The sequence below is a fragment of the Bacillus sp. FSL K6-1338 genome (assembly GCF_038006965.1).
Lineage (GTDB): Bacteria > Bacillota > Bacilli > Bacillales > Bacillaceae_G > Bacillus_A > Bacillus_A thuringiensis_S.
In genome coordinates this window covers 342,582-360,243 of record NZ_JBBOWI010000002.1, presented here as the reverse complement: position 1 = coordinate 360,243, position 17,662 = coordinate 342,582, and the positions used below count along the sequence as shown (strand labels likewise).

The window sequence follows — 17,662 nt, the reverse complement described above, 5'->3', positions numbered from 1 at the left end:
ACTTTAAACTACCTAAACTAAAAAATAAAAATAAATTCTTAAAGAGAGGAAAACGGAAATAATGGGAGTTAAACAATTACTGTCGGAGGCACAACGAATTGAGTTAATGGATTTATCACGTTTAACAGAATGGGATTTGGTAACATTTCATACCTTTTCTAAACATGACTTACATTTAATTTTCAAGCACCGTAGAGGATATAATCGTTTAGGTTTTGCTCTTCAACTGGCATTAATTCGTTATCCTGGATGGGCTTTAACCGAGTATAAAGATATTCCTATGTCAGTAATCAAGCATATCGCAAGACAGCTACAGATTCCTGCAGAAGAGTTTTCTAGATATGCCAATCGTAGTAATACATTATGGGAGCATCTTAGTGAAATTCGTGAGGAGTATGATTTTAGTAATTTTTCCTCTAAACATGAAGAGAATTTGTTAATGCATCTCACACAACAAGCTATGGAAAACAGCAACTCACTTCATTTAATTGAAATAGCACTGTCCATGTTGCGGAAATCAAAAGTTATTCTTCCTGCCATGTATGTAATTGAAAATATAGTCTGGGAAGCTAAACAGCAAGCAGATCAAAAGATATACAGTATTTTGTATGATGACTTAACATCTGAGCAAAAGAAAAGAATAGATGCTTTGCTTCTCCCCACAAACAATGGAATTTCGCCATTAGCTTGGTTGAAACAGCTTCCTTCTCAACCATCGCCAGAGTCTTTTCTCAAGGTTGTGGAGCGGTTTGAATATGTAAAAGATATAGGGCTTGTAGTTGATACGAGCAAGATTAATTCTAATCGCCTTCGGCAACTTGCAAGATTAGGATCAAAATATGAACCATATGCCTTTAGAAGGTTTGACGAAGTAAGAAGATATAGTATTTTAGTTGCTTTTATGTTAGAAATCACACAAGATTTAATTGATTATGCAATTGAAATACACGATCGTATTATGATGAATCTTCAATTAAAAGGAAAAAAAGCACAAGATGAGATGCAAAAAGTAAATGGTAAAAAACTGAATGAAAAACTTATACAATTTATCAAGATATGTGGAGCACTTATTGAAGCAAAAGAAGTAGGAAAAGATGCTTTTACAGCTCTAGATGACGTTATGCCGTGGGATAAAATGGTGGAATCGGTTGAGGAAGCCAAACAGCTATCAAGACCTGTAAGTTATGATTATTTAGATTTATTGGAGACTAGATATTCCTATATTAGGCGGTATGCGCCTACTCTATTAAGGGTCTTCCAGTTTGGATCAACTAAATCGGCAGATCCAGTACTTCAAGCGCTTCATACTATACATGATTTAAACATAAACGGAAAGCGAAAAGTACCGATGAGTGCACCTTTGAATTTTGTATCAAATCGTTGGCAAAAACATGTATATGATGACGAAGGTAATGTTAACCGACATTATTACGAACTTGCAGCATTAACAGAGTTGCGAAATTACATAAGATCAGGAGATGTATTTGTTTCAGGAAGTAGACAGCATAAGGCATTTGATGATTACTTAATATCTGAAGAGGATTGGAGAAACATAATAAATGCGGAAAATTACTTGGCAGTTCCTTTAACGGTCGAGGAGTACTTAACAGAAAGGATTACTTCGCTAAACCAACGTTTGGACTGGTTATCAAAAAATAGTGAAAAATTAGAAGGTGTTGATATCAGCCAAGGAAAGCTATATGTGGAGAGGTTAGATAAAGGGACTCCAGAAGAAGCAAAAGCATTTAGTATCCGTCTACATAATATGTTACCAAGAATAAAGCTCACAGATTTACTATTAGAAGTTTCCAGCTGGACTGGATTTCATGAGCAATTTATTCATGCTTCAACGAACAAATCTCCTGATAAAGAAGAGAAGAATGTAGTATTAGCAACTCTGATGGCAATGGGTACAAATATTGGTCTTACAAAAATGGCAGAGGCTACTCCTGGAATCTCTTATAGACAAATGGCAAACACTGCACAATGGAGAATGTATGATGATGCTATGGTTCGAGCTCAGTCTGTTCTAGTTAACTTTCAACACAGGCGACAATTAGCAACATATTGGGGAGACGGTAATACATCGTCTTCAGATGGAATGCGGGTACCTATTGGCGTTCGCTCTTTACATGCTGATTCAAACCCGCATTATGGAACAGGAAGAGGAGCAACTATCTATAGGTTTATAAGTGATCAATTTGCTTCCTTCTATTTAAAAGTAATTAATACAAATGCCCGAGATGCACTATACGTCCTTGACGGTTTACTTCATCATGAAACAGACCTCATGATTGAAGAACATTATACAGATACCGCCGGATATACAGATCAAGTTTTCGGATTAACACATCTTCTAGGCTTCCGCTTTGCACCACGTATTCGTGACTTAATGGATACAAAACTTTTTACTATTAACGGTGTGCAAGAATATCCAAATGTTCAGTCACTATTAAAAGGGAAAATTAATTTAAAGGTTATTCAAGAAAATTACAATGATGTTTTACGGTTAGCATACTCCGTAAGAACAGGTAAAGTATCTAGCTCACTTATAATGGGGAAACTTGGATCTTATGCAAGACAAAATAAATTAGCGACCGCCCTTGGTGAAATGGGTCGAATAGAAAAAACGATCTTTACCTTAGATTATATTTCGAGTAAATCAGTGAGGAGAAAAATACAAAAAGGCTTAAATAAAGGCGAAGCCACAAATGCCTTAGCCAGAGCTATATTTTTCGGAAAGAGCGGAGAGTTTAGAGAAAGAGCCCTCCAAGATCAATTGCAACGGGCCAGTGCACTTAATATTATTATTAATGCGATAAGTGTATGGAATACGGTCTATATGGAAAAAGCCGTAGAAGAATTAAAAGATACAGGCGAATTTCGAGAGGATTTAATGCCGTATATATGGCCTTTAGGTTGGGAACACATCAATTTCTTAGGTGAATATAAGTTTGAGGGATTACATGCAACAAGTTTACAATCCTTACGCCCTTTGAATATAAAAGAGCCGATTTACTCTTAACGGAGTAAAATACGGCTCTTTTTTCATATAAATTTGCTTAGCGTGGTTTTTTTCCGAAATGCTGGCGGTACCCCCTAAAGAACTCAAGTAAACGTATCTTATGTCATTTAAAAAAATACAACAAGCGCCTCTAGGAAGGGGCGCTTGTTGTATTTTTTGTTTTAGAATTTCTCGATTTGAACCGTAAAGTGTGGTTTGAATTTTACTTTAATTGTTTTGTTTTCTCCCCTTCTTAGACTTACAATGAGTCATTGCGGGGATAGATTCATTTCAACAAATCCATCTTGTTTTCAAAGATACATTTATTTTCTTGACCTCCCCCTTTTTCTATAAGATGTAAAAGTGGGGGTAGGTCAAATGATATTATGCATCCATTCTTTTTAGAATATATAGTTGTTACAGAAGAGTACTTTCCGAAATGCTTTTATAACTACATTCAAAATAACATTTTCGCTAAAATAATTACTCTAGGGAACTTGGACATATTTACCAATTTATTCATCTTTAGATTCATGTTAAAATCTTTTTTGAGTACGACATAACTCAATCTTATCCCGCCCTGTAACATTTTCTGCAGGGCTTTTTTTACAAGCCGTTAGTTAATTGTGCTGACTACCTCAATTTACAAAACAAAGATTTTGTTCACTTTTTGATACATTTATGAAACATTCATGTGTTATCTTGAATACGTTCTTTTCTATTTATAAAACCGTGTGAGATTTACCATCACGAGAAGCTCTAGAGCCCTAACTCTAGGGCTTCTTCATTAATAATAAAGATTTTACTATTCATTACCTTTACGAAAAATTTCTAGCTACTCCTATTACGAACTGTTTTACACGTATCTCGGTTGAACTTCAGAATCACATATTGTTATAATCACTGCTATTCTTCTCTAATTACATCTATAACGTTATCCTTTTTAATTTTCCGAAGAGGAATTAGTACCGATACATAACTAATCAAAAGTGCAGTTATAAATGTGATAAAGCTAGATTGATAAGGTATAATCCATTCAAACGACACCGTATTTGACAGTGCTACATAAAGAATATACGACAGCATACAGCCGAAAAAGATCCCTTGTATGCTTCCAAAGAAACCGTACAGAAGTCCTTCATATATAACCATCTTTTTCAAATCCTTCTGCGACATACCAATCGATTTTAAAGCAGCCAATTCTTTTCTTCTCATAATGATGCTGACTGTAATGGTATTTAAAATATTTACACAACCAATTAGTGTAATAACAGCTATAAATCCGTACCCTAATATTTTTATATAAAGTATATTGTCTGTATGGAAATTACTTTGAACAATATTATTTTGTACATCTATAGATGCATCTCCACCCAGTTTCTTTTGTATATCTAAAATTGTAGCATCAGCCCGAGATTGATTCTCTAAATCAATTTCAAAACCTGTTAATTTTTGTGGAGATGGTGTAATATATTCGGCTATTTGTTCACTAGTAATAAAAGTTATGGTATCCATCACTCTGCTCATATTAAAAATGTCCAATTCTACAATAGCAGCTATTTTTAAAGTTTCTAGTTTTTCTTCATTGTAAGAGATTTCCTCTTTAGATTTTCTTTCCTGCTGACTTGTTATTTGGATTTCATCCCCTACCTGAAAAGTACTTAGAGAACCTATATATTTTTTACTTGTATTCATATCATTTGATGCAGCTTGTTTTACTAAAATAACTTCTTTTTCACGATTTAATTTTGAAATATCAATTCTTCCACTAGTTACATTTTCAGCTAGTTTCTTTAAACTATTCTCATCGTATGCTTTTATTTGTGTTTCCATAATTTCTACAGTTTGATTATTGTATTTTACTTTTTGATACAGCGATTCATTTCCCTGTAATTCTTTAATTTGTTTATTTTTTGGTACTTTCGTATAAAAATGATTTGCCTGATATTGCTTGTACAGCTTCTCTACGTTATTAACTTTATAAATATTTTGACTCATACGATCTATGCTAGACTCGTCTAAATTTGTATTAACTGTAACTGATATATCCGATTTTAGAGCTTGAATTTCCGGTTGTTTACGCTGAATGGCAGTATCTATGAGAAACGTAAACGTGATATACAGTACACTACTTATAATAATAGACAAAATTGTAACTGTATATCTATTGGGATTCCTTTGGATGTTTTTTAATGCCATACTTAACGGAAAAGATAGTGGTTTCTTTAATTTTGTTCTCTTTTTTTTCTTTATTTTTTCTTTTTTTATAGCTAATCGGCTACTTACGGCCAATAACGGTGAAATTCTACCTGCAAAGAAAGCAGGAAAATAGCTTGAAATATAAACAGTTATCAATGTAATTAAAGAACATACACATATAATTAACCAATCTAATTTAATTGTATATCCCATAGAGTTTTTAAGTATGTTTATCAGTACTTGATTAAGTAAAAAGACTACTAATATGCTGCACAAAATCCCAAAAAAGATAGCAATAATAGAAAGAAATGTTGCTTCTCTTATCACAATTTTCCTGATTTGTTTTTTTGTAGCCCCTATACTCCTCAATAGGCCAAACTGTTTCATTCGCTCTACTATACTAATTTGAAATGCATTATAAATAATAACAATTGTAGAAATCACAACAATCCCAATACTAATAGCGGCTGCTGCCATTATCTCCACACTAGGCTTTAAGGCTTTCTTTAATTGGTCATTCACTCTTATATTTTCTTTATTCGTCAATAATTTAAATTGATTTTCAACTTCATCAAAGTTTGCGTACTTATGCAATTCAATCAATACGCTACCTTCACCAACTTTGGACTTATTTTTATATGTCAATAATTGACCAGTTTTATTTTCCTGAATACTACTAGACTTATTTAGCAAACCAACAAGTTTATATTTTTTTTCATGAATAGTAAACATACCGCCTAATTTAAGATTGGGACCGAAGTAAGGCAGCATCCATTTTTCCAAAACAGCCTCGTTTTCATTTGAAGGCAGCTTACCTTCTACAGGAATACTAGACTTTAACAGCTTCAATGCTTGATGATCTGCATACATATAAGAAACAGCTATATCATCAACATGGAGCACCTCTCCTGGAGTTATGATGCCATAAGAAGATATATTCGGATTACTTTTTATCATATTGAAAAGCTTTTGATTATAATTTTCAACCGAAATATTTGCAGAACCCATAGAACCTTTTTTAGCATTTTCAATTCCCGAAGTGTATCCACTATTAAAAAAAAGTCCAATCGTTGTTATTAGCCCCAATGCTAAAATAATACCTGTTAATGTTAGCAGAGTACGTTTTATATTACTTCTGAGATATTTTTGACTTAACTGTTTGTAACTATGAATCAATACTCCTCCCCTCCACATTTTTCTTGATTTTGCACTAATTTTTTATCTGAAATAATTATGCCATCTGTAATGGTTATAATTCGATCAGAGTTTGATGCGATAGCAGGATCATGAGTAATTAAAATCACCGTCTGATTATATTTTTTAGCCGTTACTTTTAATAAATTCAGAACTTCTTTTGTATTTTTTGTATCTAGATTTCCGGTTGGTTCATCCGCTAAGATAATATCGGGTTTATTTATAAGAGATCTACCAATAGATACCCTTTGTTGTTGACCACCCGATAATTCAGAAGGCAAATGATCTCGTCTTTCATTTAACCCTAGAGTTCTTATAATTTCATCCAGGTAATGATTATCTACCTGTTCTTCGTCCAATAGAGCTGGCAAAGCAATATTTTCTTGTACATTCAAGACAGGAATTAAATTAAAAAACTGAAATATAAAGCCAACTTTTCTTCGGCGAAAAATAGAGAGTTCATTATCTTTATAATTGTAGATATTTTCATCACCTATAAACACATTTCCCGAACTCGGACGATCCAGCCCTCCTAAAATATGCAATAAGGTACTTTTACCAGAACCTGATGCTCCAACTATGGTTACGAATTCTCCCCTATGAATGGAAAGATTAATTCCTTTTAACGCCTGTACTTGTGTTTCTCCTTCTCCATATGTTTTTACTACATTTTCTAATCTAACAACCTCCATACAACTCATCCTTTTCACAGATTAATTTTGAATCTCTACAAAATAGATTTTATCCTTATCGTACTCACCATTCTCGTCTTTCACTGCATACACTTTTGAAACGTATTCGACCACCTTTTTTACCTTGTTTTTATTTTTATAATCAAGATTTTCTTTTGCAAACTGAATTAACGAAAGGCTTACTTCTTTTTCTTTTAATTGTTTATACGTTTCCTCATTAACAATTACTATCGGTGATGAAAAATAGCCAATCCAATTATTTTGTTCAATATGTTGAACAGGTATCATTTGTCCATTTAAATTTAAATTTCCATCCTTAACTTCCTCATCTTCCGCTTTTTTTCTATAAAATAAATTTTTTTCACTCGCTAATTCTTTTATTTCTTTTACCTGGGTTGAAGTTATTGAACTATCTTCTTTAGATAAGGGTGTTCTTACAATTCCTTTTTTCAAGAATTTTTCTGCTGTAGATTTTGTAATAACCGCGTATTGTTTCTTTCTAACAGATGACTTATCAAGTTGATTGTCCATCTCTTCTTCAGTCATATTTTCTCCTTTTTCTTTCCATTCTTTCTTAATAACTTCTTTCTGTTCGGTAGTGAGTTCTTGTTTTATTAATTCTGTGACCAATTTATAACTATAATCTGCTGTTTGTACGTTTTGATCTTTATACAGATTTTTAACAGCAGATATATTTTCTTTCGATCCAGATACCATGATACCGTTTACTGGTTGTGAGGGACCATTTATATAACGATTTACAGCAAACCCTATACCTATAAAAATTGCTGTTACTGCTAGAAATCCTATTATCTTTTTCATTTTCTTCCTCCTCATATACTGTGTTTAATCTGGGATTAGAACAGTAGGGTTTTTCTTTATATAAACAGGCGCTAAAATGCTACAAGTCTTAATAAAGAATGATTACCTTCAGTATAGACGTCTTTAATTGTTAATTGAATAACTCTTGTCTTACTATATATACTTTAATCTTACAATTTAGTAAGATTACTAAATCTAACTTTTTATATACTCGTAACTCTGATCAAGATATACTTTAAAATTAAATGGCTTTTATACACTTATTTAAGTACACACATACTTTTCAAATTCTCAAAAATCAGCTCCCATTCGGCTCTTATTCTCATTGATCTTTTTTTAAAATTTATTTACATAATTAATGCGAATTCAAATTTCATTTAACATTTTTGTATAAGATAACTTAAACAAAACATTACTGATTGTATAAAAACGTACAAATTCAACAAGACACTATTACAAGGTTTTTCAAAATATAAGCAAGTACATGTATGAATTACGTAAATATTCTACTTTAAGTAATTGTTGTATCTCATTATGTACTGAAAAGCTTCAAGCCGATTTGGGTATTATGCTTATACTCAGAAAAGCCTCTAAAAATCCATTTCCATACTAAGCTATTTTAAATTAGCCAATCAACGTGTAAAATAACTTTCATAATCTAAAATACTGCCATAATCAAAGACAAATGAGGAGAGATACTGTGGATAAAGTATTATTCGTTGAAGACGATAACGATCTAGGAATGGCTATTGAGTTTACTCTAAAAGGAGAAGGACTTGAGGTTATAAGAGTTTCTACTGTACAAGATGCAAAAGACCAATACGAAAATAATAAATTTGACTTAGCTATATTGGATGTTGGACTCCCAGATGGAAATGGGTATGATTTATGTACCTATCTTAAAAGAAAAGGTGATATACCTATTATTTTTCTCACAGCACTGGATGAGGAGGCAAATGTAGTAATGGGCCTTGATATTGGTGGAGATGATTATATAACAAAGCCCTTCAGGGTAAAAGAGCTATTATCTAGAGTAAAAGTACAATTAAGAAAAAAAATTAAAACAGCTTCTAATACTATATTGAGGTCTGAAAATATACAGCTTGAAGTTGAAGCGGCCAGAGCTTTTAAGCATGAGAAAAGTATAAATTTAACACATTTAGAATACAAACTCTTATTAACGTTAATGCTAAATCCTCATAAAGTGTTACAAAGAAATGAGATATTGAAAAAAATAGCAGATGAAGGTGAAGTGTTTTTCGATGAAAATACTCTTTCTGTTTATGTAAAAAGATTGAGAAGTAAAATTGAGGATACTCCACAAAATCCTAATTGTATAATCACTCAAAGAGGTATCGGATATTTTTGGAATAAAGACGTCAGTAAGGAGTAATTTAATGATAAATAGAGAAATAAAAATTAATATACTTACATTAGCATTAATCTCTTTTTTATTTATTATATATCAAGTTATCACAGTTCATATTCTATATGACCATTTAAAAAATGATTATATTACTATTTGGAGTGAAATTACCGGAAAACTAATTGCACAAAACCCAGAAAATGAATACGAAATAATACAAGCACTTACAAATGATACAGCGAATAAAAAAGATTATTCCAGTGATGGAGAAATGCTATTAAATCAATATGGTCTCTCTACTGAATTGGATTCAAGACTTTTTCCTTATTTAAATAAACATATATCTCAAAACAATATATATATGTTCCTTGGAGCAATAGGGTTCAGCTTAATCCTAATTTTTCTAAATTACTTACAATATAAATCTTTTTTCTTAAAAATTAGAAATGTAACAGCTGCAGCGAATAAAATTATTGAAGGTGATTACACCATTGATATCAAGGAAAATAGAGAAGGTGATCTAGCTAAACTTGCTAATTCTTTTCATAAACTGAAAAATGTTATTAGAAAAAGTATGCATAATTTAATGGAAGAAAAACAATTTTTAATTCAAACTTTACAAGATATTTCTCATCAACTAAAAACACCACTCTCAACACTAACAGTGAACAATGATATCTTATTACAAGGTAAATTAAATGAACAACAATATCATTTTTTACACAATAATGATGTTCAAATTTCAAGAATCAACTTTTTAATACATAATTTATTAAAAGTTTCAAAAATAGATGCTAGAGCAATACTATTTGAAAAAGAAAACTCTGATATTATTGATACAATTTATGAGGTCATTGCTAGTTTGAACAGTAAATTAAATAAAAAAAATATGAACATACATTTAAAAACCAATGAAAAAATATCACTTTTCCATGACAGTATTTGGATGCAAGAAGCTTTATTAAATATTTTAAAGAATTCCATTGAACATTCAAATGATAATAGTTCTATTTATATTGAAGTCACAAACTCTCCTATTCATACTGAAATAATAATTCAAGATTTTGGTGAAGGTATTGCATCAGAAGATTTGCCATATATATTCGATAGATTTTACAAAACAAAAAATTCTAATAAAGAAGGCTCCATTGGAATTGGCTTAGCACTAGCGAAATCAATTATCGAAGCTCACCATGGATTTATTAAAGTAGAAAGCCAAAAACACTCATTCACAAAATTCACAATAACTTTTATGAAATATTAATAGTTCATAAAAGTTATTTTAAAACCCTAATCCTTGAGTATAATTTTTAAAAATTAATCATCTGTAAAAAAAGAAATTCGATTAATTTTTCATAAATGACTGTAGAGAAATAACTTTTTCGTTTTAGGGGTAATTTAAAAACTTAGCTTGATGGGCATAGAGTCACAATATCAAAAAAGAAAACTGTGCGTTTGAACAGCATTTAGACACAAAATATCCGATTCCTTGTACGCTAAGGGATCGGATATTTATTTTACTGTTTTATATAGTGTACAATTTCTCGCTTACGAGGTCTGTGTAGCAACCAAACCAAATCTTACGTTAAGTATTAGTGGGCATCAAAAATAGTAATGACTAATCCAGATTAACATTGATCTGATTCACAATTAAATATACCAATGTGTTAAATGACTAAATAATACAAACGGTATGAAGAGAATTTCTAGTCTTTTCATACCGTTTTACGTTTGTTCTTAAGTTTCATACGAAATTCGTGGAAAGATGACAGCATCTATTTTATAAATAAGGCTCAAAAGTTACCATACCTGACAACGGAAATATTAATGTAACCTTAGTTCCCTTATTAACTTCAGAATCAATGGTAATTTTCATACCTAATTTTGAGCACAGTTTTTCGCATAGATACAAGCCCATTCCTGTACTTTTGCTAAATTTCCTTCCATTCTCTCCAGTAAATCCTTTCTCAAAAACTCTATTTATATCTTTAGTTACTATCCCTACTCCATTATCCTCTATAGTTAGTATTACTGAATTAGTTTTCTTAATTGAGTATATACGTATCATTTGTTCTTTGTTATTTGAGTACTTTATAGAATTCCCTATTATTTGATTAACAATAAATCCAACCCATTTTCCATCACTATATACGATTTCATCAATATCCTGTATATCTAATTTTATTCTCTTATGAATAAAATCTCTATAATTTCTTTTAATTACAGTTCTTACTACATCATCAAGGTTGAGTGGTTTTATAATATAGTCCTTACCGACATTATTGCTTCGAGAATAATATAACACCTGTTCTACAAACCCTTCGATTCGATCCAATTGGGAATCTATTTTATTAGTTACTTCATTTTGATTATTTTCAATTATTAGCTTTGTAGAAGCTATAGGCGTCTTAATTTCATGTACCCATGTTTCTATATATTCCCTATAATCCAATTGCATATCTCTATAATACTTTACATTTTCATGCATATCTCTACTTGTTTCTTGCAGTATAGCGTTAAGCTTTTCTCCATGTATAAAGTTTGATTCCTTTACGACCTCTGGAAGTAGGTATTTTTTCTCCAAGTTTTCTAATATGCCATTAATCTCATTATAATAATTTTTACATCTTATGAATTCCATAGCCATATATGAAATCAATGGAAAGAACCAAATACAAAAGACAAAGAATATTATAATGAACTGAACATTCGCAGTTAGCAATACACCTGCTAGTATAATAAATACCAGTACGTTTGATAGCATTACTATCATTTTATCTTTAATAAATTCACCTATATTCATGGCATTATATACCCTAAGCTTCTTCTTGTTGCAATCGGATTTTCTATACCTATCTCTTCAAGCTTTTTTCTTAATCTATTTATATTAACAGTTAAGGTGCTATCATCCACAAAATAATCAGATTTCCATAAAGTTTCTATGAGTGAATCTCTTTTTACAATATTCCCACGATTATTTATTAAGCATGAGAGTATTTTAACTTCATTTTTAGTTAATTCTACAGACTTGTCTTGATAAGTAACTGTTGCATTTGAAAGATTTAAAGTAAAATCCCTATACATTAAGATATGATTCATTTTGAAATCTCCAGATGTTCTTCTTAAAATATTTGTTACCCTTGCTAATAGTATTTCTGTATTATAAGGCTTTGTTATAAAATCATCTGCTCCTAAATTCATACTTATCAGTTCATCTACATCACTATCTCTACTTGTAACCATGAAGATTGGAACATCTGAAGTTTTACGTATTTCTCTGCATATATAATAGCCATCGAACACAGGAAGATTTATGTCTAGTAATATAAGGTCTGCATTCTCACCTTCTATATATTTGATAATATGATTAAAATCTGTGGGAGCCTTTACTTCATATCCATACTTTACAAAAAAAATTTGTAATTCTTCTCTGATAATTTCGTCATCTTCAATCAGAATGATTTTTTTCATGACTTTTCCCTCCCTATACAGAATATAAGGCTATTACATCTTGAGAAACAAGGTGTAATAGCCCTAATAAGCATTATAAAATCAAGTATTACTTTTTACAATATTTTTATACCCGACATATGTCGTGTAGAAATATACTACATACACTACAAGAAGTACTAAGCCCGTCATCAATGCTGGTAAAATAATGTCTGTTTGTTGAAATGTGTTAATATAATAATTGACTACATAAATTCCAACTATAGAATGAATTATGGCAAGAAAAACTGGAAGACTAAAGTATACGAAAGTTTGAATAAAAATCGTTTTGTCGATCATTGTTCCGTTTGAACAAATTCTCTTCAAAGATTTATATCGATCTATGCTATCACTGGCTTCTGATAATTGTTGAAGAGCTAATACGGCCATACTCGTTATTAAAAATACAATACCTATATATATCCCAATAAACAGTACAATAGTTTTCAATCCCTTACTTCCTGCATAAACTTCATCCTTTGATTTGCCTGCTATACGATTAATATTTAATTTCGGGCCATTTTCGTCATAAAAGCCCCGTGCAACGTTATCATATTTTTTATTATATTCTTCTCTATTTCCATCTAAATAATTTACATTAAGTACGGATTCAGTAATTTTGTAGCCTGATAAAAACTCATCATTTATAACGATTGTGAAGTAATTAGTTCGCACATCATAAGTGTAAAGATTCTCTTGTATAACTTTAGTGTTTTTTACCGAATATTCTTTTTCTTTAACATTCATCTTATTGCTATTTTTTAATCTTTCATTTGTCGAATTAACAAACCGGCCTTCATTTGATAAAAGTAAAATTTCATTGTTATTTAAAGTGATTTCCTTTTCGCTTTTAAGATTTAAAATTTTATTATAATCAGATACTTTAATGAAATCTATACTCATATTATAATCTTTAAGTTCTGGTACAAAGTCCACCACTTTCATCCCTGTTTGATATACATTATAAGATATATATTTTTCATTATTACTTATTTTAAAGTTAGCTTTCTTTAATACTTCTTCTATAGTGTAACTTTCATCCTTATTCTCCAACGTAATACTGGCATCAAATGGTGTTACTTCTTTCGTTGTTGCGTCCATCATTCTGTTAAAGCTGATTCCTGTAGATAAAGCCACCATTGTAAGGCATAACATTAAACAGATTACAGACATGGATATAAAATTTGTGTTAACCTTACTATTTATTTGTTTGATGATAAATATATTTAAACCTTTAAAATAGACTTTTTTATTCTTCTTTACAACATATAATATAAATCCAGATAAACTAAAGAAAAACAGCAATGTACCTAATATGCCAAGGAGGATTGATACTACGAGCATAGGGTTAGTAAAATTCAACCCGATTTTTAGTATAGTCACATATGCATATCCAAGTGATGCTACACACATAATAAATGTGATTACATAGATAAGAGGAGTTCTAAATTTTACATCTTCGTTTTTTCTACCTGCTGTTAACATATCAATTATTTTGTATTTAGAAACAACATATACATTAAATAACATAACAAGTAAAAACATGATTCCAAAGTATAATACACTTTTACCTATAGCACCTGTTGAAATTGTAAATTTATATTTATTGATGGGCAAGTCAAATAGCTTTAATGCAAATGTAGATAACCCCTGCGATACTCCAATACCTATTATAAGTCCACTCACTAAAGATATAACGCCAACTAGAAATGTCTCTGTTACTAATATTCTGGATATGTTTCTTCTCCCCATACCTAAAGTCATGTAGATTCCTAATTCTTTTTTACGTTTTTTAATTAAAAAATTATTTGCATACAATATTAAACCACCTAATATTACAGATACAAATACTGACACATTTGAGATAGCGTTCATTACTGTAGGCACATACTTTCTATCTGAAGCGTTAATTTCCATAAGTGCCTTTTGTGATTCTATTGAGTTAAAGCTATAAAATATACAAACAGCCAGTGTTAGTGTTAAGAAATATATTGCATAATCTTTAAAACTTTTCTTTACATTCCCAATAGCAATCTTAGAGTACATTATTATCGTCACCTCCAAGAAGGGTTATAACTTCGATAATTTTAGTAAAGAATTCTTTTCTAGAATCATTCCCTCTTACCAACTCGATAAATATTTTTCCATCTTTAATGAAAAGAATTCTACGAGCATAGCTTGCTGTAAATGCATCATGAGTAACCATAAGTATTGTAGCTTTTAAATCCTTATTAAGACTTTCAAATCTTTCGAGTAATAATCTAGCTGATTTAGAATCTAACGATCCTGTTGGTTCATCTGCAAGTACTAAAGATGGATCTGTTACGATAGCTCTTGCCGAAGCAACCCTTTGTTTTTGTCCGCCTGATATTTGATAAGGGTATTTGCTTAATACTTGTTCAATGTCTAAATATTTCGCAACCGCTTGTATTTTCCCATCAATTTTTGAACTTGCCTCACCTTTTATAGTTAACGCTAGAGCAATATTTTCATAAGCAGTAAGGGTATCTAATAAATTAAAGTCCTGAAATACAAACCCTAATTCATTTTGTCTAAACTTATCTAGTGACTTTGATTTTAACCGAGTAATGTCACTATTATTTATCATTATTTTTCCCGTAGTAACATTATCAATCGTTGATATACAATTAAGCAATGTAGTTTTGCCACTTCCTGAAGGCCCCATTATCCCAACAAATTCTCCCTCATCTATCTTAAAACTAATATTATCTATAGCCTTTGTTACATTATCTTTATTACCATAATATTTTTCGATTTTTTCTACACTTAATATATTTCGCATTAATACTTCTCCTTTTTCATTATAAAAATTCTTTAACTCCCCTTCATTTTATATAATTTCATTAATAGTATCGGTGGAATTACATTTCATTAACATTACATTTTTGTTATATTGAGTGATAGCTCTACATGTAATTTATCAGAAATCGCAGTGGTATACGTTAGGTCTATTCGATGCCTTAACCAAATGGGCAGATAAATGTAGGGTTATCGGTTCTGGTGCAAAAACGATAAGACTTATGTAATTAGTGGAAATAAACAAACTAGTTATAGCGTAACAACAGCTCAATTTAAAAGATATGGATTCATATTCATTTCAGAAGAAGATTTTGAAAACAGAAAAGGATTTGACCTTTAAGACCAAATCCTTTTTATTATTTCGCAGCAAGTTTTTCTTTCGCTTTTGCAGGAAGCTCATCCTTGTTCACTTCTTCCCAATTGGATTTATTATTAAATACGGTACATGAAATTACCAATATTGAACTACCCCCACTTTCACTTCGTTTAGAAGTGAGGGATTCCTAAGTAAAGAGTTCTATCGAACTCTAATTGATTAGGCTAACCCCGCAGTCCTTGCGGTTAGAAGCCTTATCGCTTCATTCTTTAGATTGATACTTGCGTTAATATCCCTATCATGGTTTGTACGACAAGAAGGACAGTCCCATGCACGTAGATTTAGATTTTTAACGTCTTTATTTTGATATCCACAACAAGAACATAGTTGACTAGAAGCAAAGGTTTTTGATACGACAATGACTTGTTTGCCATACCATTTTGCTTTGTATTCTAACATGGATCGAAATTGCAACCAAGATACCTCACTAATTGCTTTTGCTAACTTATGATTCTTTAACATATTCGATACTTGCAAATCCTCTATACCGATAACATCGTGGTTTTTGATGATTTCAGTTGAAATTTTGTCCAAGTAATCTTTTCTAGCATTTGATATGTATTCATGAATTCTAGCTACCTTTACTCGTTGTTTATTCCAGCGAGAAGATTCTTTCATTCTTCTAGAAAGAACACGCTGTGCTTTCGCCAACTTATCTTCTAATGATCGGAAAAACTTCGGATTTTCATAGTGTGTTCCATCTGACAAAATAGCGAAATCTTTTAGTCCTACATCTATTCCAATGTAAGAATGTGTTTTCGGAAGTTCTTGTACTTCTGTTTCAACTAATAGTGACACAAAATATCTACCAGAAGGGTTCCGTCTAACTGTAGCATTTACAATACGTCCCTCTACTTCGCGACTTTTGGCAAATCGAACAAGTCCTAGTTTCGGCAACTTTATTTTGTTCCCTACAACGGCAATGTTTTCATTTGTTTGTTTTGTGGTATAAGATTGTGCGTTGTTCTTCTTAGATTTAAAGCGCGGTGTGCTGTTTTGTTTTTTGAAAAAGCGTGTATAAGCATCCGCAAGGTTGCGAACAGACGACTGAATCGCAATACTATCCACTTCTTTTAGCCAAACAAGCTCTTTCTTCATGGCAGGTAGTTTGGCAGAGCATGTACCATAGGTCAAGCCTTTTCCTGTCTCTTTGTATGCGTGATCCCATAAGGATAGGAAATGATTGAATACAAAGCGAGAACACCCAATCGTTTTGTTGATTAGAATTGCTTGTGCCTGATTTGGATAGATACGAAACTTATAGGCTTTATTCATCATTATTTGATTCACCTCCATTTCGGTATATGATTATTATACACCAAACGTACATTCGATAGGTAGTGGAGTAATACTTTCTATATGTCGAACAATTAAGATGGCTTCCTGCCATCACTTGTTCGAAGCCAATTCATCTCCCACCTACTTACTGGGCTGTGACCCTTCACGCTCCTTGAGGAAGGAGTCTTCTTGGCTAAAATGATAAATAAAAGCTAAATATACATAACTTCAATCAATTATTTATCTTAATCACATTAAATAACACTATAGTGTAATTACTAAATTTATAAAGAAGTTGTTACATTTCCTAGACTTTCTTATACTCCCCTCCTTTCTTACTGAAAAATTATACGTTCCATAACTCGAATTAAAAACTTACATTCCAATATAGTATTCTAAAATTCACTCGTTCCAAATATCAT

11 protein-coding genes are annotated in these 17,662 nt (G+C 31.3%); 3 read left to right on the top strand and 8 right to left on the bottom strand.

All coding sequences use genetic code 11. The features are described from left to right. The first annotated feature begins 61 nt into the window (after positions 1-61). A complete protein-coding gene (locus tag NZ044_RS28590) occupies positions 62-3,025 on the top strand; it encodes a Tn3 family transposase (RefSeq protein ID WP_340950146.1) in 2,964 nt (987 codons plus the stop codon). Positions 3,026-3,910: 885 nt separating this feature from the next. Here the strand turns inward: NZ044_RS28590 and NZ044_RS28585 are convergent. From NZ044_RS28585 to NZ044_RS28575, 3 genes are read right to left on the bottom strand one after another with little or no spacing between them, the layout of a single operon-like run. After that, entirely contained in the window at positions 3,911-6,379 is a 2,469-nt protein-coding gene (locus NZ044_RS28585; RefSeq protein ID WP_098506591.1) for an ABC transporter permease, read from the bottom strand. Then, a complete protein-coding gene (locus NZ044_RS28580; RefSeq protein WP_098437628.1) occupies positions 6,376-7,089 on the bottom strand; it encodes an ABC transporter ATP-binding protein in 714 nt (237 codons plus the stop codon). Before NZ044_RS28580 ends, NZ044_RS28585 begins: the two co-directional genes overlap by 4 nt. 21 nt (positions 7,090-7,110) lie before the next feature. Beyond that, positions 7,111-7,911 carry a lipoprotein BA_5634 family protein gene (locus NZ044_RS28575; RefSeq protein WP_340950144.1) on the bottom strand — a complete coding sequence of 267 codons (801 nt, stop codon included), beginning with the start codon at positions 7,909-7,911 and terminating at the stop codon, positions 7,111-7,113. Between the two features lie 700 nt (positions 7,912-8,611). Here NZ044_RS28575 and NZ044_RS28570 point away from each other — a divergent pair. Together NZ044_RS28570 and NZ044_RS28565 are read left to right on the top strand one after the other, a co-directional pair. Beyond that, entirely contained in the window at positions 8,612-9,304 is a 693-nt protein-coding gene (locus tag NZ044_RS28570; protein WP_097861754.1) for a response regulator transcription factor, read from the top strand. Between the two features lie 4 nt (positions 9,305-9,308). Further along, positions 9,309-10,541, top strand: a complete 1,233-nt coding sequence (locus NZ044_RS28565; RefSeq protein ID WP_098506589.1) for a sensor histidine kinase — start codon at positions 9,309-9,311, stop codon at positions 10,539-10,541. 516 nt (positions 10,542-11,057) lie between these two features. Here NZ044_RS28565 and NZ044_RS28560 read toward each other — a convergent pair. The 5 genes from NZ044_RS28560 to tnpB all read right to left on the bottom strand — a co-directional run bounded on the left by NZ044_RS28560 (position 11,058) and on the right by tnpB (position 17,240). Continuing rightward, the gene (locus NZ044_RS28560) at positions 11,058-12,080 is read right to left on the bottom strand and encodes a sensor histidine kinase (protein WP_098506588.1); all 1,023 of its coding nucleotides are present in this window, start codon (positions 12,078-12,080) and stop codon (positions 11,058-11,060) included. Continuing rightward, on the bottom strand, positions 12,077-12,748 hold the full coding sequence (locus NZ044_RS28555) for a response regulator transcription factor (RefSeq protein ID WP_098506587.1): 672 nt from the start codon (positions 12,746-12,748) through the stop codon (positions 12,077-12,079). The genes NZ044_RS28560 and NZ044_RS28555 overlap by 4 nt, the downstream gene beginning before the upstream one ends. 81 nt (positions 12,749-12,829) lie before the next feature. Then, complete coding sequence (locus NZ044_RS28550; RefSeq protein WP_340950142.1) at positions 12,830-14,812, bottom strand: ABC transporter permease; 1,983 nt, start codon at positions 14,810-14,812, stop codon at positions 12,830-12,832. Continuing rightward, positions 14,802-15,569 (bottom strand): ABC transporter ATP-binding protein, encoded by a 768-nt coding sequence (locus NZ044_RS28545; protein ID WP_098578597.1) that lies wholly within the window; start codon positions 15,567-15,569, stop codon positions 14,802-14,804. Before NZ044_RS28545 ends, NZ044_RS28550 begins: the two co-directional genes overlap by 11 nt. A gap of 552 nt (positions 15,570-16,121) precedes the next feature. Further along, positions 16,122-17,240 carry an IS200/IS605 family element RNA-guided endonuclease TnpB gene (gene tnpB / locus NZ044_RS28540; protein ID WP_340950141.1) on the bottom strand — a complete coding sequence of 373 codons (1,119 nt, stop codon included), beginning with the start codon at positions 17,238-17,240 and terminating at the stop codon, positions 16,122-16,124. Between the last annotated feature and the right edge of the window lie 422 nt (positions 17,241-17,662).